The following is a 22,938-nucleotide window of genomic DNA, read 5'->3' on the forward strand; positions in this document are numbered from 1 at the left end:
CGGCGGCACCGTGCCGCCGGCCGGCCGGCCGGGGTGGTGGGGGTGGCGCGTCCGTGACCTATCGGATGCGCTCCCCGGCGATCCAGACCCCGGCGATGTCGCGGGTGGCGGTGATGTCCGTGGTCGGGTCGCCGTCGACCAGGAGCAGGTCGGCGCGCCGGCCCGGTTCGATCACGCCGCGGTCCTCGAGGCCGAACGTCTGCGCCGTGAGGGTGGTTGCCGAGCGGAGCACTTCGAGGGGGGTGAGGCCGGCCTCGACCAGGAGCTCCAGCTCGTCGTGCAGGGACTCGCCGTGCCTGGGGGCGAACGGGACCCCGGGCGCGGAGTTCGCGTCGGTGCCGACCAGGAGCCGGATGCCGGCCCGGTGGAGCCTGGTCACCGTGTCGCGGGCGTACTCGTACCTGAGCCCGGTACCGGCCCGCGCCGAGGCGATGCCCCGCATCATCGTCAGGGTGGGGGAGGAGACCGTCCCGGCGGTCCGCATGTGCTCGACGGTCTCGTCGTCGAGGACGGCGTCCAGGGGCGCGTGGGTGCTGATGTCGACGCCGGCTCCGACCGCGACGCGGAAGGCGCCGGTGGTGATCGAGTGCGCCACGACCTGGAGCCCGCGTTCGTGTGCGGCGGTGACGATCGCGGCGACGGTCTCCTGGTCCATGCCGGCCGGCGGGGCGGCCTCCGTGACGATCTTGATGTAGTCGGCGCCGTCCGCGACACGGCGCTCCACGAACGCGCGGGCCTCCTGCGGGGTCGTGACGATGCCGTCGGCCGGGAACCCGGGCATCCTGGCGTGGTTCCCGCCGGGGCCCACCGCCGGGGTGGTCGCGCTGAGGATCTGCGCCACGCCCTTCTGCGCGCGCATCTCGGTGACGAACGGGAGCGGCCAGGCCGCCATGTCGAGGCCGGTCGTGACGCCCCACCGGGCCAGGTCCGCCAGGTCCTGCCGGCCGAGCACGTGCATGTGCGAGTCGATCAGGCCCGGCAGGAGTGTCCGGCCCGTACCGTCGACGACCGTGTCGGGAGTCCCCCCGGCGACGATCGTCGCCCCCTCGACGTACACCCGCCGGGGCTCCGTCAGGCTCTCGCCCGTGAACACACGGACGCCTTCGATCGCGGTGACAGCTGCCATGGCGAGGGTTCCTTTCTGAATAGCTTTCCTGAAGACTATCACTAAAGCTTTCATCGGATAGGGTGGAGTCATGACCGCAGACCGAGTGGACGCCTCCGGCGACGAGCGCCTCGCGCTGACGTTCTCCCAGCACGTCGTGCGCCTGCAGACCGTCTTCGAGCAGGCCATCGCTCCCACTCTGGCAGCGCAGGGCCTCACCCCCGCGGAACTCGACGTGCTCGCCGCGTTGCGTTCCGTCGGCGCCCCCTACGAGCAGCGGCCGAAGGAGCTGGCGGCGCGCCTGCTGCTGACCACCGGCGGACTGAGCAACGTCCTGCGCCGGCTCGACGCACGCGGGCTCGTGAGCCGCGTCCCCGACCCGTCGGACGGGCGGAGCCACAACGTCCGGCTGACACCCGAGGGTGTCACCACCACCCTGGCCACGACCGCCGCGGCCACGACGGCGCTCCAGCGCGTACTGGCCGCCGTGCCGGCCGCGACGCTTCAGGACACCCTGCACCAACTGCGATCGATCCTCGGCGCCGTGGACGGCAGCCGGGCCGACCCTCCCGCCTTCGGGTACCTGCCGGAGGCTCCCGTCCCCGGATCCCCGACCGCCGGGTGACACCGCCGGCCCCCTGCGCGTGGTCGGCACGCACAGGGGGCCGGCGGGGCGGCCGGGCTGCGGGAGCTAGCTGCGGGACCACTTCTGGTTGGGCAGGTCGTTGCAGGTCCACAGCTGGATCGGGGTGCTGTTCGCGGTGCCGCGGGCCTTGGCGTCCAGGCACTTGCCGGAGCCGGTGCCGACGACGGTGCCGTCGGCCCTGAGGGTCCACTTCTGCGCGGCGGTGTTGTTGCAGTCGTAGATCTGGACCGCCGTGCCGTCGGCGGTGCCGCCGGCGGCGGCGTCCAGGCACTTGGTGCCGTAGACCTTCAGTTCCTGGTCGGCGGTCAGGGTCCAGCTCTGGTTGGTGCCGTTGTTGCAGTCCCAGAGCGTGACCACGGTGGAGTCGGCCTGGCTCGAGTTCGGCACGTCGACGCACCGGCCGGACTCGGCACCCTTGATCGGGCCGGTCTGGGTGGCCGGGGTGTTCGTGATCGTCACCGAGCCGTTCAGGCGCAGATCACGCGAGGAGGAGCCGACGCTGATCGCCTGCGGGCCGGCGGCGGTGGTCCAGGAGCCGTTCCAGAACTGGAAGCTGCGCGCGTCGAGGGTGAGGTTCACCCGCTGGGTCGCTCCCGGGTTGAGCGTGACCCGCTGGAAGCCGCGCAGGTTGTGCGGCGGTTCGCCGCTGCTGGACGGCTGCCCGACGTAGACCTGGGCGATCTCCGAGCCGGCCTTCGAGCCGGTGTTGGTCACGTCGAACGACACGGCGACGCCGCCGCTGCCGTCCGGGCTTCCGACCGTCAGATTGCCGTAGCCGAAGGTGGTGTAGGACAGGCCGTAGCCGAACGGGTAGGCCGGGGCGATGTTCTGCTTGTCGTACCAGCGGTATCCGACGTTGATCCCCTCGGAGTACTGCACCGTGTTGTTCTGGCCGGGGAACTGCGCCGGGGTGCTCGCCGGCACGTCGGCCAGCGACTTCGGGAACGTCACCGGCAGCTTGCCGGAGAAGTTGGAATCGCCGAACAGCAGTGATGCCAGGGCGTTGCCGTACTCCTGGCCCGGGTACCAGGCTTCGACGATGCCGCGCACCGAGTTCGCCCACGGCATCGTCACCGCCGATCCGCTGTTCACCACGACCACGGTGTTCGGGTTCACGGCGGCGACGTCGGAGATCAGCTTGTTCTGGTCGGCGGGGAGGTTGATGTCGCCGATGTCGCTGCCCTCGGACTCGAACTTGTTCGCGAAGACCACCGCCACGTCGGCGCTACGGGCCGCCGTGATCGCCTGGTCGTGCAGGTTCTGGCCGGGCTGCAGCCAGCCGAGTGTGAGGTTGGACGCGCCGCCGGCCTGGTAGTAGTCCACCTGGATACTGACCGGCTGGCCCGCCGTCAGCGCGATCGTGCCGGTCCTGGTGGTCGAGGCCTGCGGCTGCCACTGGTCGATGATCTGCTGGCCGTTCACGAACAGCCGGCTGCCGTCGTCGCTGGTCAGCGAGAAGGTGTAGGTACCGGTCGTCGGTGGGGTCACCTTTCCGCTCCAGCGCCCGGACCAGCTGCCCCCGGAGGTGCCCTGAACCGGGGCGCCGCCGTTCCAGGCGGAGTCCACGGTGGGCTCGACCCTCGATGCCACGACCGGCAGGGACAGCGTCTGGTTGTTGAAGTAGTCGGCGGTGAGGCCGTGTCCCGAGCCCGAGGAGGGGGTGAGCAGACTGGTGTCGATGGGCGGCAGAGCGCCGTCCGATCGGGTGCCGCCCTGGGCGTAGGTGACGTTGACGGCGCTGCCGCCGCGGGCCTTCAGCCCCTGGTACGGGGTGACGATGCCGGAGGCCGTCACCCCGGCGCTGCCGCCGCCCTGGGTCATCGCGCCGGCGCCGCCGCCGCTGCCGAGGACGGCCACGGTGTGCGTGTTACCGGTGAACGGCAGCACGTTGTTCGCGTTCTTCAGCAGCACGCTGCCCTGGATCGCGACCTGCTTCGCCGTGGTGAGGTGCTCGGCCGTGGTGACCACGGCGTTGATGTTGCCGTTCTGGGTCCTGTCGAACAGGCCCTGCCGGAACATCGAGGTGAGGATGCGCCGGGTGTGGTCGTTCAGGGTGGCCTGTGAGACCTGGCCGTTGTTCACCGCCGTGGTCAGTGCGCTGCCGTAGTACCTGCTGTCCGGCATCTCCATGTCCAGGCCGTTGTTGGCCGAGGCGACGGTGGAGTGGGTGGCGCCCCAGTCGGCCGTGATGAAGCCGGTGAATCCCATGTCGCCCTTGAGGATGCCGTTCTGCATCGGGCCGTTCTCGCAGGCGTGCGGGCCGTTGATCAGGTTGTACGAGCACATCACCGAGTCGACGCCGCCCTTGACGGCCGCCTCGAACGCGGGGGTGTAGATCTCCCGGGTCGCCCGGTCGGACACGATGACGTTGTCCTCCAGGCCGAAACGGTTGGTCTCCTGGTTGTACGCCGCGTAGTGCTTGACCTGCGCCATCGGGCCCTGGCTCTGGATGCCCCGGATGTCCGCGACGCCGATCTGGCCGGCCAGGTAGGGGTCTTCGCCGAAGGACTCGAAGGCCCGGCCCCAGCGCGGATCCCGCACGATGTTCACCGTCGGGCCGAGCTCGATGTTGACGCCCTTGCCCCACTGCTCGGCACCGAGGACCTCGCCGTACTTCTGCATCAGGGCGGTGTCCCAGGTCGCCGCCCCGGACACCGGCGAGGCCAGCTGGGTGACGCCGCTGAGGCCGTCACCCACTCCGACCGGCCCGTCCTGCAGGTGCAGCGGCGGTATTCCGAGGCGGCTGTTCCCGTCGACGCAGCCGACGTAACCGCAGGACGCGCCGCCGTGCAGCATGGTCAGCTTCTCGGCCTGGGTCATCGCGGACAGCAGGCTGTCGGCCCGCTGGGCCGGCGTCAGGCCGGTGTTCATCCAGGGGTTCTGGGCGGCCTCGGCGACCGGGCTCTGGGCGGGGAGGGAGAGGACGGCGAGCCCGATCGCCGCCACCACCGCCATCCACCTGGGGACATGACGCTTCTTCGGCATTGGACAACTCCATCGGGAGGTAGGGGATATGACGTCACACCGAACCCGCTCCGGGCCCGGCTGCTTTCGAAGAGAACGAGGCTGAGGTGCCGGAGGCGAAAAGGGGGCCGGACATCCTGCCGTGCCGCAGGCATACGGCGATCTCGGAGATCACGCGTACGGCAGCGGGGGAGCGCGGCAGGCCGGCCCGGCGGCCACTTGTGTCGCGCCGGGGCCCCTGGGAGGTGACGAAGGTGATGCCGGACGTGTTCGCGTTGATGTCGGCCAAACCGTCCGAGGCCTTCTTCGCGAGTCGGCCGCATGTGCGGTGTGCTCTGTGGCGTATGCGGCCGGCGGTGCACCGGGAACCGCTGCCGCCGCTCCGAGTCCGGACCGGCGTCGCGATGCCCGTGGTGTCTGAACTCGATGCGGCGGCCGGCGCGCGGTCGGAGCCTGTCGACGGGTCGCGCCGACGGCCCCGGTGAGGGTCGCGCGGAGGGTGCTGCCCCTTCCCTGCGGGGGAGTCGGGGAGTTCGTGTGCGGGGTGCCCTCCCGGGGTGGGGGATGCGGTCCCGGACGGCGTGTGCCTCCGCGCGACGGAGGGAGGGAGGGAAGGCTCAGGCCGTGGCTACTCGGTCATGTACGTGAACAGCTATCTGCCACATGAACGCTGTCAGGAGTTGAGGCTAGGACGGAGCAGCCTTCGGGGTCAACCCTGCTGGAGGGGTCAGTACTTGACCATGGCAATGCATGCGGGGCCCTGGCACCGTTCACTAGGCGAACGCGACGAGGCGTTTCGCCTGTCCTCCGGCGGTGCGTCCGGCGGGTTTCGGGGCCGCCCCGGCTCAGGGGGACTGTTCGGTGAGCATGCCCCAGCCGGGGGCGTAGTTGCCGTGCAGGATGAGCGACGCGGCGCCGACCGCGCCCACGGCGTCGCCGATCACGCTCTTCTCGACGGCGACCGGGCGGGTGGCGTTCGCCATCGCGTTGACGGCCGTGTCGACCTCCTCGCACACGATGGACTCGATGCCGCGCAGAGCCCCGCCGCCCAGCACCACGCGGCTCACGTCCAGCAGTGCGACCGCGCCCCGGACGGCCTGGCCGACCAGCCGTGCGGCCTTGCGGACCGCGTCGCGGGCGGCCGGATCGTCCCGGCGTACGGCCTGGCGCAGTGCTTTCCAGTCCGTGTGCAGTGCCTCGGCGGCCCCCGTCACGCCGATGCGGGTCGCGGCCTCCCGGCCGTGGCGGTCCAGGAGATCCGCGATGACGGCGGCCGGGGTGACGTAGGGCCCCAGGCAGTTGCTGCCGCCGCAGTGGCAGACCAGTGCGCCGGGTTCGACCGCCATGTGGCCGAACTCGCCCGCGTTGCCGGAATCCCCGTGCAGGACGGTGTTGTTGAGGACGATGCCGGCGCCGACCCCGGTGCCCAGGTAGATGAACAGGAAGCTGCCGGTGCGGGCCCTGCCGCCGATCCAGCGTTCGCCGATGGCGGCTGCCGTGGCGTCGTTGTCCATGGCCACCGGCATGCCGGTGGCCGTCCTGAACATCTCCAGCAGCGGCACCCGCCCCCAGCCGGAGAAGTTCGGCGGCGAGACGACGGCCCCGGCCTGCGCGTCGATCGGGCCGGGGGTGGCGATCCCGGTGCCCAGCAGCCGGGCGGGGTCGACCCCGGACCCGGCGGCGAGTCGCCGCGCCGCGCCCGCCGCCCGCTCCACCACGTCCGCCGGGTTGCTGGGATCGCTCAGCCGCAGCCGCCTGCTGGCGACCACCTCGCCGACCAGGTTCACCAGCACGACCACGGCGACCTCCGGGTCCAGATGCACGCCCACCGCGTAGGCGCCGTCCGCACGCGGGGACAGCAGTGTGCGCGGCTTGCCACCGCTGGAGGGGGCGTGCCCGGCCTCCGCGACCAGGCCGGCGTCGAGCAGCCTCCGGACCACGTTGGAGACGGTCTGGCTGGTCAGTCCGGTGAGCGGGACGAGTTCGACCCGGCTCACCGGGCCTGCGGTGCGGATCGCGTCCAGGACGACCGCCTGGTTGTAGCCCCCGACCCGGGGAAGATTCGTCCCGCCCTGCGTCACCGCTGCTCATCTCTTCTGTCCCTGCGCACGGGTCCGACGTGCACCAGTTGCAGCGGAAGTCTACAGGTCCGGAGCGTTGACTTAGTCCATCCAATGGATTTAGCGTCGGCCCGGCAGTAGTGCGTCCATCACTGGAGGTTCAGCGTGCGGAAAGCTCTTCCCGGTGCCATCGGTGTCGCAGTCGCTCTGGCGTTGACCGCGTCGGGCTGCGCTTCGGGATCGAAGCCGGCCTCCGGCGCGGGCGGCACCGAGAAGACGATCAAGGTCGTCTACCAGCAGCAGCTGAACAACAGCAACAAGGTCCAGGCGAACTACCTGGGGCCCATGGTCACCGCGTTCGAGAAGGCGAATCCGGGCACCACGGTCAAGCTCATCCCGGTCACGGCCGCCGAGAACGACTACTACACCAAGATCCAGCTGATGATGCGCTCCCCCTCGACCGCGCCCGACCTGGTCTACGAGGACACCGCGATCATCAACTCGGACGTGGCGGCCGGCTACCTCAGACCGCTCGACGGCTACCTCGGTTCCTGGGCCGACTGGAGCCAGTACGCCGACCCGGCCAAGGCCGCGATGAAGTACGCCGCCGACGGCAGGATCTACGGGGTTCCGGACAACACCGACACCCGTGGCATCTGGTACAACAAGGAGATCTTCGCGCAGGCCGGCCTGCCGGTGCCCTGGCAGCCGAACACCTGGGAAGACGTGCTCGGCGCGGCCAGGACGATCAAGTCCGAGGTCCCCGGGGTCACCCCGCTCAACCTCTACACCGGCACCGCCGGCGGTGAGCAGTCGTCCATGCAGGGCTTCGAGATGCTGCTGTACGGAACACCGGCCGCCGGCAGCGCGCTGTACGACGCCGGGCAGCAGAAGTGGGTGGTCGGCAGCCAGGGCTTCAAGGACGCACTCGACTTCGTCCACACCGTCTACAGCCAGGGCCTCGCTCCCTCCGCGCAGCAGGCGCTGGGCGTCGACTTCGCGTCCGCCGTCGCCACCCAGCTCATCCCGCAGGGCAAGCTCGCCATGGACATCGACGGCTCCTGGATGCCCAACAACTGGATCAGGACCGGCCCCCAGCCGTGGCCGCAGTGGGAGGCGACGATGGGCATGGCCGCGATGCCGACACAGAACGGCCAGGCCCCCGGCAGGATCAGCATGTCCGGTGGCTGGGCCTGGTCGATCCCGGCCAAGGCCAAGAGCCCGGACCTCGCCTGGAAGTTCCTCCAGTCGTTGGAGACCGAATCCGCCTCCGCCGCGTGGAACAGCGTGAACGCCACCATCGCGGTCCGCAAGGACGTGGCCGCCGACGCCTCCTACCTGGAGGCGCTGCCGACCAACGCGTTCTTCAGCGCGCTGGTCGCCAACACCTACTACCGCCCGGGCCTGCCCGCCTACACCCAGGTGTCCAGCGCCATCCAGAAGGCCATGGAGGCGGTGACCACAGGTCAGAGCTCCGTCGCCGAGGCCGCCACCGCCTACGACAGCGGGGTCTCGTCGGCGGTCGGCGCGGACAAGACCGTACGCAGCACCCGGTGAGCGGCGTCCCGGCCCTGACCCCGCGCGCCCCGCTGCGGGGTCTGCTGCGGGGCCTGCCGCTGCTGCCCTCGGTGGTGCTGCTGCTGGTGTTCCTGGCCGGTCCGATCGGGTACTGCGTCTACTACGCCTTCACCGACCTGCAGCTCACCGGTGCCTCCGGTACGCACTTCGCCGGCCTGCGGAACTTCACCCGCGCGGTCGGCGATCCGGACTTCCTGAACGCCGTCGAACTGACCCTGGTGTTCGTGATCGGTTCGGCCGTGATCGGCCAGAACAGCCTGGGGCTGGCCCTGGCCGTGCTGATGGAGAAGGCGTCCAAGCCGGTCCGGTCGATCACCGGCGCCGTCGTCGTCGCGGCCTGGATCCTGCCCGAGGTGGTGGCCGGCTACCTGATGTACGCCTTCTTCTACCAGCAGGGCTCGCTCAACGCGATCCTCCGGCTGCTGCACCTGCCGCAGCAGAACTGGCTGTACACCCTGCCCGTCCTGGCGGTCTGCGTCGCCAACGTCTGGCGGGGCACGGCGTTCTCGATGCTGGTGTTCTCCGCCGCCCTGAACGAGGTGCCGCAGGAGCTGGTCGAGGCGGCGGAGGTGGACGGCGCCGGACCTTGGCAGCGGCTGTGGCGGGTGACCCTGCCGGTCATCCGGCGGTCCGTGCTGACCAATCTGATGCTGGTCACCCTGCAGACGCTGTCCGTGTTCGGTCTCATCTACACGATGACCCGGGGCGGCCCCGGAAACAGCTCGCAGACGCTGCCGGTCTTCATGTACCAGCAGGCCTTCCAGAACAGCCTGATCGGCTACGGGACGGCCGTGGCGCTGGTGCTGCTCGCCGTGGGCGGCCTGTTCTCCGCCGTCTACATCCGGATGCTGAAGGTGGAGGAGGACTGAATGGCCGTCTCCGACAGCCCCCCGCGCACGAGCGTGGACCGCCCGCGGCTGCCGACCCCACCGGCCGCTCCCCGGCCGCGCGGGCACCGGCGCCGGGGCAGTACCGGACGTGCGTCCGTCAACGTCCTGCTGCTGCTGTTCTCGCTGCTCTACCTCGTGCCGCTGCTGTGGATGCTGCTGGCGTCCGTCAGCTCGCGCTCCGGCTTCGAGCTCACCGTGCCGTCCCCGACGACGGCCAACTTCCGTGCCGTGCTCGACGCCGACACCACCTACCGGCCGATGCTGAACGGGCTGCTGCTGTGCGGCGGGGGCACCCTGGTGTGCGTACTGTGCTCGGTGCTGGCCGCCTATCCGCTGTCGCGCCTGCGGTCCCGGCTGCGACGGCCGTTCCTCTACACCGTCCTCTTCAGCACCGGCCTGCCGATCACCGCGGTGATGATCCCGGTCTACAGCATGTTCGTGCAGGTCGACCTGATCGACTCGATGCTCGCGACCACGCTCTTCCTGGGCGCCGCGGCGCTGCCGTTCGGGATCTGGCTCATGAAGAGCTTCATGGACGGTGTGCCGGTCGTACTGGAGGAGGCCGCCAGGATCGACGGCGCGAACAGCATGCAGGTGCTGTGGCGGATCGTCCTGCCGCTGATGCGGCCCGGCATCGTCGTGGTGACGGTCTTCACTTTCATCGGGATGTGGGGCAACTTCTTCGTGCCCTTCATCCTGCTGCTGTCGCCGGAGAAGCTGCCCGCCTCGGTCAGCGTGTTCACCTTCCTCAGCGCCCACAACCAGACCCAGTACGGGCAGCTCTCGGCCTTCTCGGTCATCTACTCCGTGCCGGTGCTGATGCTCTACCTGCTGCTCGCCCGCAGGCTCGGCGGCGGCTTCGCCCTCGGCGGCGCCCTCAAGGGCTGAGCCCCTCCCCGCAATGCCCCCGCCACCCGTCCCGCCCAGGAGGCCAGCAGTGCACAACGACCCCGCCGTGACCGAGGCAAGGCTCGCCCGGGTGCTGGACCAGCGCCTTCGACCCGCGGTGCACGCGCGCGCCGTCCCGCTCGGCGTCGGGATCTGGGACGTCCGTGGCGAGCCGGTCCCCGTCCCGGTGGCGCTCCGCGCCCGGTACCGGCCGGCCGGGGTCGGCGACCGCTGGGGGCCGGCCTGGGCGACCTGCTGGTTCCGGATCAGCGGCACCGTCCCGGAGGACTGGGACGGGCTGACCTTGGAGGCGGTACTGGACCTGGGCTTCGGCAGCACGGAGCCCGGGTTCTCCGCCGAGGGGCTGGTCTACCGCCCGGACGGCACCGCGGTCAAGGCGCTCAACCCCCGCAACACCCACCTGCCGATCGGCGCACCGGCGCACGGCGGCGCGGCGTTCGAGTACTACATCGAGGCCGCCGCCAATCCGGTGGTCATGCACACCGGGCCGGACGACCTCTCCTTCCACCCCACGAGGCTGGGCGACCGCGCCCCCTGGCTCCGCGACGCCGGCGCCCCGCCGGGTGAGCCGCTGTACCGGCTGCGCCGGGCGGACCTGGCGGTGTTCGACCGCGTCGTGTTCGAGCTGGTCCAGGACCTGGACGTACTCGGCCAGTTGGCCCACGAGCTGCCGTCCGGATCCACCCGCCGGTGGCAGCTGCTGCAGGACGTCGAACGGGCGCTGGACGCGGTGGACCTCCAGGACGTCAGCGGCACGGCCGCCGCCGCCCGCGCGCTGCTGGCCCCCGCCCTGGCCGCACCCGCGAGCGCCAGGGCCCACCGGATCTCCGCGATCGGCCATGCCCACATCGACTCCGCGTGGCTCTGGCCGCTGCGCGAGACCGTCCGCAAGGTGGCCCGGACGGTCTCCAACGTGACCCAGCTGATGGACGACCACCCCGGCTTCAGGTTCGCCATGTCCCAGGCACAGCAACTGGCCTGGCTCAAGCAGCACCGGCCGGAGGTCTACGCCCGGGTCGGGGAGAAGGCGGCGACGGGGCAGTTCCTGCCCACCGGCAGCCTGTGGGTGGAGCCGGACACCAACATCACCGGAGGGGAGTCGCTGGCGCGCCAGTTCGTCCACGGCAAGCGCTTCTACCTGGAGGAGTTCGGCGTCGAGACCGAGGACATGTGGCTGCCGGACACCTTCGGCTACAACGCCGCACTCCCGCAGGTGATGAAACTCGCCGGGGTGCGCTGGTTCCTGACCCAGAAGATCTCCTGGAACACCACCAACAAGTTCCCGCACCACACCTTCTGGTGGGAGGGCATCGACGGCACCCGGATCTTCAGCCACTTCCCGCCGGTCGACACCTACAACAGCGAACTCTCCGGCGCCGAGGTCGCCCACAGCGAGCGCAACTTCCAGGACAAGGCCCGCACCAACCGCTCGATGGTCCCGTTCGGCTACGGCGACGGGGGCGGCGGCCCCACCCGTGAGATGCTGGCCCGCGCCGCCCGGCTGGCCGACCTGGAGGGGTCGGCGAAGGTCGTCGTCGAGACGCCCGGAGAGTTCTTCGCGGGAGCGCTTGCCGACTACCCCGACGCACCCGTATGGGTCGGCGAGCTCTACCTGGAGTTCCACCGCGGCACTCTGACAAGCCAGTTGGCGACCAAGCAGGGCAACCGGCGCAGCGAGCACCTGCTCCGCGAGGCCGAGCTGTGGGCGGCCACCGCCGCCGTGGAGCACGGTGCGGCCTACCCCTACGAGGCGCTGGACCGGTTGTGGAAGACCGTACTGCTGCACCAGTTCCACGACATCCTGCCCGGCACCTCCATCGCCTGGGTGCACCGCGAGGCGCAGGAGACCTACCTCGCGGTGACCAGCGAACTGGAGCAGCTCGTCGGCCAGGCCCAGCGCACCCTGGCCGGGCCTCCCGGCCCGGACGGGCAGGCGGTCGTCTTCAACGCCGCCCCGCACGCCCGCGACGGCGTCCCGGCCATGGGTGCCGTGCCCCGGCCGCCCCGGCCGCCGGCGACCGCCCCGACCCGTTCGGGTGACCAACTCGTCCTGGAGAACGCGCTGGTGCGCATCGTGGTCGACGGCCGCGGGCTGATCACCTCGGCCCACGACCTCGGCGCCGACCGGGAGGCACTCGCCCCGGGCACCCTCGGCAACCTGCTGCAACTGCACCAGGACTTCCCCAACCAGTGGGACGCCTGGGACATCGACGCCTTCTACCGCAACACGGTCCTGGACCTCACCGACGCCGAGTCGGTCCGTGCGACGGGCACCGGCATCCACATCGTGCGGACCTTCGGGTCCTCCAGGATCGAGCAGACGCTGACCCTGGACCAGGGCAGCCGACGGCTCGACATCGACACGGTGATCGACTGGCACGAACGCGAGAAGCTGCTCAAGGCGGCCTTCCCGCTGGACGTGCGGGCCGCCCACTCCACCGCGGAGATCCCCTTCGGGCACGTGGAACGGCCGACCCACACCAACACCAGCTGGGACGCGGCCAAGTTCGAGGTCTGTGCACACCGCTTCCTGCACGTCGGCGAGCGCGGCTGGGGTGCGGCGCTGGTCAACGACTCCACCTACGGCCATGACGTCACCCGCGACACCCGCCCGGACGGTGGCACCACCACCACCGTGCGGCTCTCGCTGCTCCGGGCGCCCCGCTTCCCCGACCCCGAGGCGGACCAGGGCCGGCACCGGCTGCGCTACGGGCTGCTGATCGGGGTCGAGGTCCCCGAGGCGATCGAGGAGGGCTACCGGCTGAACCTCCCCGAGCGGACCGTGCTTGGCACCGCCACCGTGGCGCCACTGGTCTCCGTCGACCACGCCGCCGTCCTGGTGTCGGCCGTCAAACTCGCCGACGACCGCTCCGACGACGTCATCGTCCGCCTCTACGAGGCCCACGGCGGAAGGGCCCGGGCCACGCTGACGCCCGGTTTCGCCCTGGCCGCCGTCGTGGCCACCGACCTGCTGGAGCGCCCCCTGGCCCAGGACGGCAGCCACACCGTGGTGGGCTCCGAAGTCCGGCTGTCGCTGCGGCCCTTCCAGATCCTGACGCTCCGCCTCACCCCGGCCCCCGCCACGTGAACCTGATCCGGCCGTGACCAGCGCCGCAGTCCTGTTGGATAATGTGTACAACTCCCTGTTCTGTCGCGCCTATTGACAAGCAAATCAACACCAATGCTCAATATGGAACAGGCGTTTTCGGTCGCGCCGGCTGCCGACCTCCGTCGTGCCCCCGCACCCAGGTGGAACCATGAGAGGACTCCTCCGATGTGCCGTCACGCTCGCCGCTGCGGCGGGCTCGGCCCTGGCACCCCCACCCGGGCGGCCCGTGCAACGAGTCGACCGGTATCGGCAGCGGCGAGCGCGGGTGCGGCGGCTGCCGGAGCGGCCACCGCACCTACGCCGTCCAGATCGACCGCTCCGTGTCGCCCGAGCAGATCCGCCGGCACCTCGACGGCAGGAACTACGGCGCCGCCGGACCCGGCAACCGGCAGCCCGCCGCCTCCACACTCGGCAACTCGTACAGGAGACTTGTGATGTTCCACCGCCGTGCCGGGTACCTCGCGGCCCCCGCCTGCCTCCTCCTCGCGGCCGGGCTGCTCACCGGGTGCTCCGCCGACCACGGGCCGGCCGACTCCGGTGACGGGGCGCCTCCCGCCTCGGCGAGGATCTCCGTCACCTACCTGCAGAAGCAGGGCGACCAGGAGTACTTCCTCGACCAGGCGGCCGGCGCCAAGGCCCAGGCCGCCGAACTCGGGATGGACCTGACCGTGGTGGACGTCGGCAGCGACGCGACGAAGGCGCTGAGCGCGCTGCGCTCCGCAATCGCCGACCGGACGGCGGGGGTGATAGCCGTCGTCCCCGATCCGGCGATCGGTCCTGAGGTCGCGAGGACCGCCGATGAGGCCGGGGTGGCACTTCTCGCCTCCGACGACCAGATCTGCACCGACCTTCCGGACCCGAGTGTCTGCTCGCGTCAGAACCTGGTACCCCGGGTGGGGTTCAGCGGGGAGCAGATGGGCGCCCAGGTCGGCCGGCGTGCGGGCGAGGAGTACCGGAAGGCGGGCTGGGCGCCTGGCGACACCCGGATCGTGTACGCCTGGCAGCAGGACGTGAACGTCTGCCGGGAGCGGATCAACGCGGCGGGCCAGGCCTTCGAGCAGGTCGCCGGCAGGGTCCGCTCCTTCGACGTGGGTACGGACAACACCGTGCAGGGCGCTCAGCTCAAGGTCGCGTCGAGAATCGGCGTGGACGGTGCCGGCGTCAGACACTGGGTGGTCTGGGGCTGCAACGACGAGAACGTCCGCGGCGCCGTCACCGCCCTCCAGAACGCCGGTGTCAGCGCCGACAACGTCATCGGCGTCGGCCTCGGCGGCTACCTCGCCTGCAAGGACTGGAGCGGCAGCAAGCCCTCCGGTATGAGGGCCGCCCTCTTCATCAACGGCCGAGACGTCGGCGCCCTGGCCGTCCGGACCATGTACGACAAGCTCAAGAACGGTAAGCCCTTCCCTCCCGAGGCCCTCGCTACCACCGCCATGCTCGACGCCACCACCTGGAGGAGCTCCGGCGCCACCTGTGGGTGACCCCCGTACGCGCCGGCGGAAGCCGCCCCGGTCGGAGGCCTCGTTCCTGCGGTGTCGGCCGGCAGCCGGTACCGGGCGGACCAGGGAGGTGCGGCCTGCCCGCCGCGGACATCCCGGTGGGCGGGCGGCGAACCCCGCCCGGCGGCGGTCCGCCGCCGGCTCGCCCCCCACCCCCACGGTCACCCGGCAGCCCGTGACGCCCTGCCGCAGCAACGGCCGCCCTTCGGACCACCGGGCTGGGGGGCGACGGCGACACCCCGGGGTGGCGCCGTGCCGGGCGCGGGTCGGGATGCGAAGCTCGACGGATGATCGACCGAATCCGCGCAGGCGTCACCCGATGGACCGTCACCGTGCCGCTGCTGGCGCTGGTGGCCCTGGCGCTGACGTGGGGGCGGTCGCTGCCGGGTGTGGTGGTGGCCGTGGTGGGGGTGTTCCTGGCCGGGGCGGTGCTCGCGGCGGTGCACCACGCGGAGGTGATCGCGCACCGGGTGGGGGAGCCCTTCGGGTCGCTGGTGCTGGCCGTGGCGGTGACGATCATCGAGGTGGCGTTGATCGTGACGCTCATGGCCGGCGCGCCGGAGAAGAACGCCACGCTCGCCCGCGACACCGTCTTCGCCGCCGTCATGATCACCTGCAACGGCATCCTCGGCCTGTCGATCCTGCTGACGGCCCTGCGCCACCGCGTCGCCGTCTTCAACGCCGAGGGCACCGGCGCGGCCTTCGCCACCATCGCGACGCTCGCCACCCTCAGCCTGGTGCTGCCGACGTTCACCACCAGCACGCCCGGCCCGCAGTTCAACACCGCCCAGCTCACCTTCGCCGCCGTGGCCTCACTCGGCCTGTACGGGCTCTTCGTCGCGACCCAGACGCTCCGCCACCGGGACTACTTCCTGCAGGTCACCCCCGAGGGGGAGGTGTTGGACGAGGACGACCACGGTGAACTGCCCAGCTCGCGGGCTGCCCTGACGAGCCTGGCCCTGCTCGGGGTCGCCCTGGCCGCGGTGGTGGGCCTGGCGAAGGTCGTGTCGCCGACCATCGAGTCGGTGGTCGCCGACGCGGGCCTGCCCGCCTCGGTGGTCGGGGTGGTGATCGCCCTGCTCGTCCTGCTGCCGGAGACGATCGCGGCGCTGCGGGCGGCCGCCGGCAACCGGGTGCAGACCAGCCTCAACCTGGCGCTCGGCTCCGCGCTGGCGAGCATCGGGTTGACCGTACCCGCGGTGGCGGTGGCCTCCGTGTGGCTCAGCGGCCCGCTCGTCCTGGGCCTGGGCCCGACCCACATGGTGCTGCTCGCGCTGACGGTGGCGATCGGCACGCTGACGGTGATCCCGCGCCGGGCGACGCCGCTCCAGGGGGCCGTCCACCTCTCGGTCCTCGCCGCGTACCTGGTGCTCGCGGTCAGCCCCTGACCGGCCCGTAGGCCGCGGCTCGGTGGCAGCAGCAGGGGACGAACTCCCTCGGCCGCCGTCGCGGCTCCCGGCCGGCGAAGCCCGGCCGCTCCGGCGAGACCACCACTGCGCGCCACAGAAGAGGCGAACTGGCCCGTCAGCCCGCGAGCGCGGGTTCGCCGACCTCGGGAACCGGCGCATCCTCACCAAGGTCCGCAGGAAGGCGGAGCACGCCACCACCCTCCTGAGGCCCTGCGCGTGCCGACGAGAACGCCGCCCGTCACCTTCCTGGCCACCGACTACGGGACAGGGCCGTTCAGAGTACAGAGCCGACGACGGGGAGAAGTCGTCCGCCGGTCAGTCGGACCAGTTCGTCCGCAGTCGTGGGGAAGACGGTGTGCGGGGTGCCGGCGGCGGCCCAGATTCTCGGGTAGTCCGCGAGGGCTCGGTCGACGACGGTGGGAAGCAGGTTGGGGTGGCCGACGGGGGCGACGCCGCCGATGGCCTGTCCCGTGGCCTGGCGGACCTGCTCGGCCGTGGCGCGGCGGAGTTCGCCACGCCCCCAGCGGGTGGCGAGTTCCGCGGTGTCCACCCGGTGGCGGCCGCTCGTGAGGACCATGACGGGCACGTCATCGGAGATGAAGACGAGGCTGTTGGCGATGGCGCCGACTTCGCAGCCCAGGGCGTCGGCGGCTTCGGCGGCCGTGCGCGCCGATTCTGCCAACCGGCGGATCCTGCCGGGGATCCCGGCCGCCACCAAGGCTCGGGCCACAGGTTGACTGCGGGTGGGCAGAGGTCCGCTCGGCGTTGTCATGCCACTCCTTGTTCTCGGGTTTCGGCCTGGCGAGGGCCTGTGGTTCCGGGCCGCGTGTCACCGGACCGATGGACCGGCGGTGCAGGAATCCGATGGTCGCGTTCCGCAAACAGAACGTTCTGAATATGGAACGATAGGCCCCGTGGAGACCGCAGTCAACGAGGCGGAGCAGCGGGAGGGCGATCATGGAGCTGGCTGACCAAGTAGGCCGACGCATCCGGGAACTGCGGGCCGAGCGGGGGCTGTCACTGTCCGAACTGGCCCGGCGGTCGAAGGTCGGGAAGGGCACGCTCTCGGAGCTGGAGGGCGGCCGGCGTAATCCCACGCTGGAAACCCTGTACGCGCTCACGACCGCGCTTGAGGTCCCACTCGGTCGGATCCTGGCCGGTGCGGCAGCGGGAGCGGAGATCTCCGGCAGTGCGGTGGACGCCGTCCTGACCGAGCGCTTCGAGGACGCGGCCGCAACCAGCGAGGTGTACCGCGTGCGGATCCGTGCCGGCACGGTCCAGGAGTCCGCCGCCCACGCCCCCGGAACCGAGGAGCACATGGTCGTTCTGGCGGGCACCGCACGCCTCGGTGACGCCTCGTCACCCCGTCTGGTGAGGGCCGGCGAACACGCCCGCTGGGCCGCCGACGTTCCACATCTGTACTGCGCACCGTCCGGGGACGTCGAGGCCGTCCTGATCGTGCGCTACCCGGCTCTTCGGGCCGTCCCGCTGTCGCAGCCCGGGGTACGGGTCTCCCGGGCAGGCCATTTTGGCGAGGCCCGGCCCGGCGAGTGAGATCCATCGGATCTCGTGCCCGGGGGAGCGCGGATCCGGGGAAGGGCGGAGTCGGTTGCGCTGATGCCCGCTGCCGTGCCGGTTTCGTGCGGCAGGGCCCGGGAGTTGTGCTGTCACCCCGAGTCGGAGCATGTCCGGCCCGGGGTCCATGCCGATGACCGGCCGCACCCCACGGGTCAGGGGCAGGCAGGCCGGCCGGCGCCAACAGGGGTCAGGTGCCCAGGATCGTCGCGAAGGTCGCCGGATCGGCATCGAAGCCGTGGACCCCGGGCCGGAATCCCCAGGCCCCTGAGCTGTCCCGGACGAACTCCGCGACCCTCGCCGCCGTTGCCTCACCGGCGGCTGCGAAGTCCACGACCGCGAACTCCTCGCGCCCGTTCCGGATCTTCACCACGGGGTTCGCTATGTCCCCGAACGTCAGCCGGCCGGCGTTCTGCTGGATGGCGACGCCCACGACGACCCGGAGGTAGCGGTGCGCCAGCCGGTCGAGTTCCAGGAGCAGGCGCTCGTCGACGCCGAGGCCCTTGCCGTCAGGGCTGTCCCTGGTGAGTGTGATCGTGCCGTCGGGAGCGCGGCTGTCGAAGTGAACCAGGTAGGCGGGGGTGCCGGACAGGGCGTCGGTGGTGTACGTCGCGGCGACCAGGTCCAGATCGTGACGTGCCGAGCCCACAGGGCTCGGATCCCACAACAGGCCTACTTCGATTCGTTCCAGACCCTTGCTGAGACTGCTCATCGGACTCCCCCTTCAATGTCGCACCGACCCGGCACGGCGCATCGCGTACTGACCCTTGTCGGGCAACGATAATGCACGGCAATGTCATTGACATGAAGTCAGCTTCTCCGGGGTGCGGCCCTCGGGCCCGGCCGGCCGACCGGCCTGGTTCAGGGGCGCGCCGGTCCGTGCCGGGAGCCGGGCGGACTCAGGCTGTGGTGAGCCGGGTGCCCCGGCGCCAGACGGCGCGGGTGTTGAGGGTGTCGGCGATGGTGGTGGTGGGGTCTCCGTCGACCAGGAGCAGATCGGCGCGCAGGCCTTCGGCGATGCGGCCCCGGTCGGTGAGGCCGAAGCGGCGGGCGGTGACTTCGGTGGCGGCCCGCAGGGCCTGGAGGGGGGTGAGCCCGGCCTGCACCAGGTACTGGAGTTCGTGGTGGACGCTGGCGCCGTGGGCGAGGCCGCCGAGGAAGGGCAGGGGCTGGGAGGCGTCGGTTCCGGCGAGGATGTCGACGCCCGCGTCGTGAAGGGCCTTGATGCTGTCGAGGACGTCCTGGATCTTGCCCTGGGGGTAGTGGCCGAAGCTGGACCGCAGAGTGCTGTCCCAGTCGGCGTCCAGGCGGGAGGAGACGCGGCGGTCGTCCGCGAGGTCGCTGCCGGTGATGCCCATCATGGAGGCGTTGAGGACGGCGCACGGGACGATGAACACGCCGGAGTCCTTGATCATCGCGATGATCTCGGGGGTGTGGGGCTGGTCCATGAACAGATGGACGAGGCCGTCGACGCCGGCTTCGACAGCCATCCGGGTGGAGTCGACAGTGAGGGTGTGGGCGACGGTGAGCATGCCGTGCTTCTTGGCTTCGGCGACGCCGGCGGTGAGGGTGTCCTGGTCGAGCATGGGCAGGCCGGGGTGCCCTTCGATGCTGCCGTCGTCGACCATGAACTTGATGTAGTCCGAGCCGCTCTCGATGAGCCGGGGGATGTAGGAGACGGCTTCGGCAGGGGTGGTGACGAAGGGCATGACCGGGGCGGGGCCCTGCGGGCGGGCCCCGGGGGGCGGCCCGGGGCGGAAGCCCTCCGGGAACAGTTCGCTGGGGTGGCCGCCGGGCGGGGTGAGGCCGAATCCTGAGGAGCGGACGTCCGCGACGGTGTCGTCATCGCTGATGGAGGCCCGGTTGTCGCGGGTGTTGGTGCCCTGCATCTCCAGTTCGGTGGTGACGCCGAACCGCAGTGCCAGCGCGAGCGCCGGCCGGCTGGTGTGGACGTGGGCGTCGATCAGCCCGGGCAGCAGCGTGCCACCGGTGGCGTCCACGGTCTCGGTGCCGCTCGGCGCCGGGCCGCCCAACGACGCGATCCTCCCGTCCTTCAGGAGCACCGTGGTCGGTTCGGTCACCTTGGTGCCGTCGAAGATCCGGGCTCCGGTGATGAAGGTGGTGGTGCTGGCGTCGGTGGTCATCTGCATGTCTCACTCCCGTGTTGCCGATCAGTGCGTACCACTCGGCAAGCATATGACATTTGTTATGCACTTGCGAACAGTGATGAACATGCAGCCTGTGTGCCTCGCCCTAGACTGGGCCCATGAGCGACGCGCAGAATCCCCCGGCCCCCGGTTCTTCGCCCGACGAGGAGCAGGTCCTGGACGGCATCGGGCCGGCCCTGTCGCGGCTGCGCCGCCGCGCGCCGGGCACTGGCAAGGACCTCGCCCGCAATGTCCTGCTGAACGTGATCTGCGACGCGGCGGGTGAGATCACGGTCGGCGAGGTCGCCGTCGAGATGGCCTACCTCCAGTCCGCCGCCAGCCGGTTGATCTCGGCGTGCATCGCCGAGGGTCTGGTACGCCGCGTGGCGTCCCAGGGTGACGGCCGCCGCACCGTCCTGGAGCTCACCGCGCAGGGAGAGGTGCAGCGCCGCCGGTACGCGGCCGAGCAGCGCCGCGCCTTCGAGGAGATCACCGGCCACTGGAGCAGCGACGACCGGCTGATGTTCGCCCGGCTCGCTCGCCGCTACAGCCACGACAGTGCCGCCTACGGCCGGGCCCGCAACAGCCCGGCCGTTCATGCCGACTGAGGCCCGCCGCTGCCGCCGACGCCACAGGGTCCTCGGCTCGCCCCGGGTCACCTGACAGGTCGTCGATCGGCGTCGCAGCGGTCCCACCGTGTGCGCGATGCCCCGCGACGGGTGACCGCACTCCGCCGCCGTGGGCACGGCGGCGGAGTACGGGTCACGGATTGCTCACCGGGGAGGGGGCGGGTTCGTCACTTGGCCAGGAAGGCGAGGAGGGCGTCGGTGACCTCCTGGGCGTGGGTCCAGAGCAGGCCGTGCGGGGCGCCCTCGACGACGACGTACTCGGCCTGCGGAAGGGCCTTGAGGAACGGCTCTGCGGTCGCCTCGATCGGCAGGATGCGGTCGGCGGTGCCGTGCAGGATCAGAGCCGGTACGTCGATCTTCGCGATGTCGGTGCGGAAGTCGGTGGTCCAGGTCGACACGCAGGCCAGCGAGGCGTACCAGGAGGCGCCGGCGGCGACGTTCCAGCTGTTGCGCACGGCCTCCTCGCTGATCCGGGTGCCCAGGTTCTCGTCCAGGTTGTAGAAGTCCTGGTAGAACGCGGTGAAGTAGGCGTAGCGGTCGGCGGTGACATCCTGCTTGATGCCCTCGAAGAGGTTTCCGTCGATGCCATCGGGGTTGTCGTCGGTCTTGAGCAGGAACGGCTCCAGGGAGGCGAGGAAGGCGGCCTTGGCGATCCGGCCGGAACCGTAGGTCCCAAGGTAGCGGCCGACTTCGCCGGTGCCCATGGAGAAGCCGACGAGGACGGCGTTGTCGAGGTCGAGGGTCTCCAGGACGGTGTTGAGGTCTGCGGCGAAGGTGTCGTAGTCGTAGCCGGTGGTGGGCCGGCTGGAGCGGCCGAAGCCGCGCCGGTCGTAGGTGATGACGCGGTAGCCGGCCGCCAGCAGGGCGGCGGACTGCTTCTCCCAGGAGTGGCCGTCGAGCGGGTAGCCGTGGATGAGCACGACCGGCTGCCCGGTGCCGTGGTCCTCGTAGTACAGCTCGATGTCGGTGGAGTTCTCCTGGCCGACGGTGATGAACGCCATGGTGATTGCTGCCTCTCGGTGTTGGTGGGTCTCGGTGTGCTGGATGGTGCGGGTCGGCGGCCGGAATCCGGTCAGCGGACGCTCCGGGCCGCGTCCTCGACGACGCGCGTGACGGCATCGGGGCGGGAGACGGACACCGCGTGGGAGGCGTTGACCTCGGTGGTGCGGGCGTGTGCCCGCTCCGACATGAAACGCTGGGCGGCCACCGGGATGTTGAGGTCCTGGGTGGTGACCAGGGACCAGGAGGGAATGGTCTTCCAGGCGGCCTGGGTGGACGCCTCCTCCAGTGCGGCAGCGGCGACCGGACGCTGTCCGGCGGCCATCAGCCGCGCCCTGGCGGCGGGCACGTCCGCCGCGAACTGCTGGCGGAACCTGTCGGGCTTGATGTAGACGTCGGCGCCCTGACTGCCGTCCGGCAGCGTGTAGTTCACCGGTTCGACCGCGTTGCCGAGGGTGCTGCCGGGGAACCTGTTCGTCAGCCCGAGCGAGCTCTCGCCCGTGTCGGGCAGGAACGCCGCGATGTAGACCAGCGCCTTGACCTTGTTCTCGAGTCCGGCGGCGGCCTGGCTGATGACGGTGCCGCCGTAGGAGTGGCCGACCAGGACCACGGGCCCTTCGATGCGGTCGAGGACACTGCGCAGGTAGGCGGCGTCGTCGGCCGGGCCGCGCAGCGGGTTGGCGGCGGCCACCACCGGATAGCCCGCCCGCTCCAGGCGCTGGACGACGCCGTCCCAGCTGGAGGCGTCGGCGAACGCCCCGTGCTCCAACACGATCGTCGGCCGGACCGGGGCACGGGGCGCCGCATCGGCCACGCCGGACAGGGATGCGGCTGTGACGGACAGGCCGGCGACCGCGATGCCGAGCAGCCGGACGGGGCGGGTCGGGTGGGTGATGCGCATCATCAACGTCCTTCTCGTGCGGGTGAACGTAGTGCCGGGGCAGGCCGGAAAGCGGCTCGGTCCGCCGCCGGGGACACGGTGGACAGAGGGAGGGACGAGGCTCGGTGAGCCGCGCCGGTCCGGCGGGGCGGACCGCCGCGCTGCGGTCCGGCTCACCACCGGGAGGGCGGCATTCCCCTGTCCCGGTGGCCTCGCGCCGGGTGCCGGCGCCGAGGTCTTCTGCCAGAGACACGACGAGCCGGCACGTCCGGTTCACTCCTTGCGTGCGGCAGTTTTCTCGTGCGGTTCAGGGACGGGCACCGGGACACCTTGCCCTCGGTGCCGGCCCGTGAGCCCCCACACCGGACGCTGCCCGGCGCCACCACCGGCTCGCCGCCGTGGCCGAACGGCAGGCGGTCCGCATGCAGAGACGTACCCGCCCGTACGCAGCCACTCGGTTTACCGTGCGTGTGTCCGTGCACCGGCCGGGGGCGGACCTGCCGCCGAGCGGGGAAGGGGAGACGGGCACACATGGTGGG

General features: G+C 71.1%; 17 protein-coding genes. 9 read left to right on the plus strand and 8 right to left on the minus strand.

The features are described 5' to 3' along the window. Positions 1–58 precede the first annotated feature (58 nt). Positions 59–1,126, minus strand: coding sequence for an amidohydrolase family protein (locus tag ACFUK0_RS05805; protein ID WP_380246797.1), 1,068 nt, complete (start codon positions 1,124–1,126; stop codon positions 59–61). A gap of 70 nt (positions 1,127–1,196) precedes the next feature. On the opposite strand from ACFUK0_RS05805, the gene ACFUK0_RS05810 reads away from it, so the two are divergent. After that, entirely contained in the window at positions 1,197–1,730 is a 534-nt protein-coding gene (locus ACFUK0_RS05810; protein WP_380246798.1) for a MarR family winged helix-turn-helix transcriptional regulator, read from the plus strand. 66 nt (positions 1,731–1,796) lie between these two features. Here ACFUK0_RS05810 and ACFUK0_RS05815 read toward each other — a convergent pair whose 3' ends face one another. Both ACFUK0_RS05815 and ACFUK0_RS05820 read right to left on the minus strand, forming a co-directional pair. Then, entirely contained in the window at positions 1,797–4,736 is a 2,940-nt protein-coding gene (locus ACFUK0_RS05815; protein ID WP_380246799.1) for a glycoside hydrolase family 3 C-terminal domain-containing protein, read from the minus strand. Between the two features lie 824 nt (positions 4,737–5,560). Beyond that, positions 5,561–6,796: an ROK family protein gene (locus ACFUK0_RS05820; RefSeq protein ID WP_380246800.1), complete on the minus strand. Its 1,236-nt coding sequence runs from the start codon at positions 6,794–6,796 to the stop codon at positions 5,561–5,563. Between the two features lie 144 nt (positions 6,797–6,940). Here ACFUK0_RS05820 and ACFUK0_RS05825 point away from each other — a divergent pair, with 144 nt between their 5' ends. From ACFUK0_RS05825 to ACFUK0_RS05850, 6 genes are all read left to right on the plus strand, one after another. Next, the gene (locus ACFUK0_RS05825; RefSeq protein WP_380246801.1) at positions 6,941–8,332 is read left to right on the plus strand and encodes an extracellular solute-binding protein; all 1,392 of its coding nucleotides are present in this window, start codon (positions 6,941–6,943) and stop codon (positions 8,330–8,332) included. Further along, a complete protein-coding gene (locus ACFUK0_RS05830) occupies positions 8,329–9,222 on the plus strand; it encodes a carbohydrate ABC transporter permease (RefSeq protein WP_380246802.1) in 894 nt (297 codons plus the stop codon). The genes ACFUK0_RS05825 and ACFUK0_RS05830 overlap by 4 nt, the downstream gene beginning before the upstream one ends. Continuing rightward, positions 9,223–10,131 (plus strand): carbohydrate ABC transporter permease, encoded by a 909-nt coding sequence (locus tag ACFUK0_RS05835; protein WP_380246803.1) that lies wholly within the window; start codon positions 9,223–9,225, stop codon positions 10,129–10,131. 49 nt (positions 10,132–10,180) lie between these two features. Continuing rightward, the gene (locus ACFUK0_RS05840) at positions 10,181–13,240 is read left to right on the plus strand and encodes an alpha-mannosidase (RefSeq protein WP_380246804.1); all 3,060 of its coding nucleotides are present in this window, start codon (positions 10,181–10,183) and stop codon (positions 13,238–13,240) included. Positions 13,241–13,428: 188 nt separating this feature from the next. Then, a complete protein-coding gene (locus ACFUK0_RS05845; RefSeq protein ID WP_380246805.1) occupies positions 13,429–14,742 on the plus strand; it encodes a substrate-binding domain-containing protein in 1,314 nt (437 codons plus the stop codon). 305 nt (positions 14,743–15,047) lie between these two features. Then, complete coding sequence (locus tag ACFUK0_RS05850; RefSeq protein WP_380246806.1) at positions 15,048–16,148, plus strand: calcium:proton antiporter; 1,101 nt, start codon at positions 15,048–15,050, stop codon at positions 16,146–16,148. 295 nt (positions 16,149–16,443) lie between these two features. On the opposite strand, the gene ACFUK0_RS05855 is transcribed toward ACFUK0_RS05850, so the two are convergent. Beyond that, complete coding sequence (locus ACFUK0_RS05855) at positions 16,444–16,941, minus strand: YbaK/EbsC family protein (RefSeq protein ID WP_380246807.1); 498 nt, start codon at positions 16,939–16,941, stop codon at positions 16,444–16,446. 185 nt (positions 16,942–17,126) lie between these two features. On the opposite strand from ACFUK0_RS05855, the gene ACFUK0_RS05860 reads away from it, so the two are divergent. After that, entirely contained in the window at positions 17,127–17,723 is a 597-nt protein-coding gene (locus ACFUK0_RS05860; protein WP_380246808.1) for a helix-turn-helix domain-containing protein, read from the plus strand. Between the two features lie 211 nt (positions 17,724–17,934). On the opposite strand, the gene ACFUK0_RS05865 is transcribed toward ACFUK0_RS05860, so the two are convergent. Then, positions 17,935–18,456: a TerD family protein gene (locus ACFUK0_RS05865; RefSeq protein WP_380246809.1), complete on the minus strand. Its 522-nt coding sequence runs from the start codon at positions 18,454–18,456 to the stop codon at positions 17,935–17,937. Between the two features lie 187 nt (positions 18,457–18,643). After that, a complete protein-coding gene (locus ACFUK0_RS05870) occupies positions 18,644–19,894 on the minus strand; it encodes an amidohydrolase family protein (protein ID WP_380246810.1) in 1,251 nt (416 codons plus the stop codon). Between the two features lie 116 nt (positions 19,895–20,010). Between ACFUK0_RS05870 and ACFUK0_RS05875 the strand changes: the two genes are divergently transcribed. Then, entirely contained in the window at positions 20,011–20,499 is a 489-nt protein-coding gene (locus ACFUK0_RS05875) for a MarR family winged helix-turn-helix transcriptional regulator (RefSeq protein WP_380246811.1), read from the plus strand. Between the two features lie 188 nt (positions 20,500–20,687). Here the strand turns inward: ACFUK0_RS05875 and ACFUK0_RS05880 are convergent, their stop codons facing one another. Both ACFUK0_RS05880 and ACFUK0_RS05885 read right to left on the minus strand, forming a co-directional pair. After that, on the minus strand, positions 20,688–21,521 hold the full coding sequence (locus ACFUK0_RS05880; RefSeq protein WP_380246812.1) for an alpha/beta fold hydrolase: 834 nt from the start codon (positions 21,519–21,521) through the stop codon (positions 20,688–20,690). A gap of 71 nt (positions 21,522–21,592) precedes the next feature. Next, the gene (locus tag ACFUK0_RS05885; RefSeq protein ID WP_380246813.1) at positions 21,593–22,420 is read right to left on the minus strand and encodes an alpha/beta fold hydrolase; all 828 of its coding nucleotides are present in this window, start codon (positions 22,418–22,420) and stop codon (positions 21,593–21,595) included. Positions 22,421–22,938: the final 518 nt, after the last annotated feature.

Origin of the sequence: Kitasatospora sp. NPDC057223 (assembly GCF_042669755.1) — a bacterium.
GTDB lineage: Bacteria > Actinomycetota > Actinomycetes > Streptomycetales > Streptomycetaceae > Kitasatospora.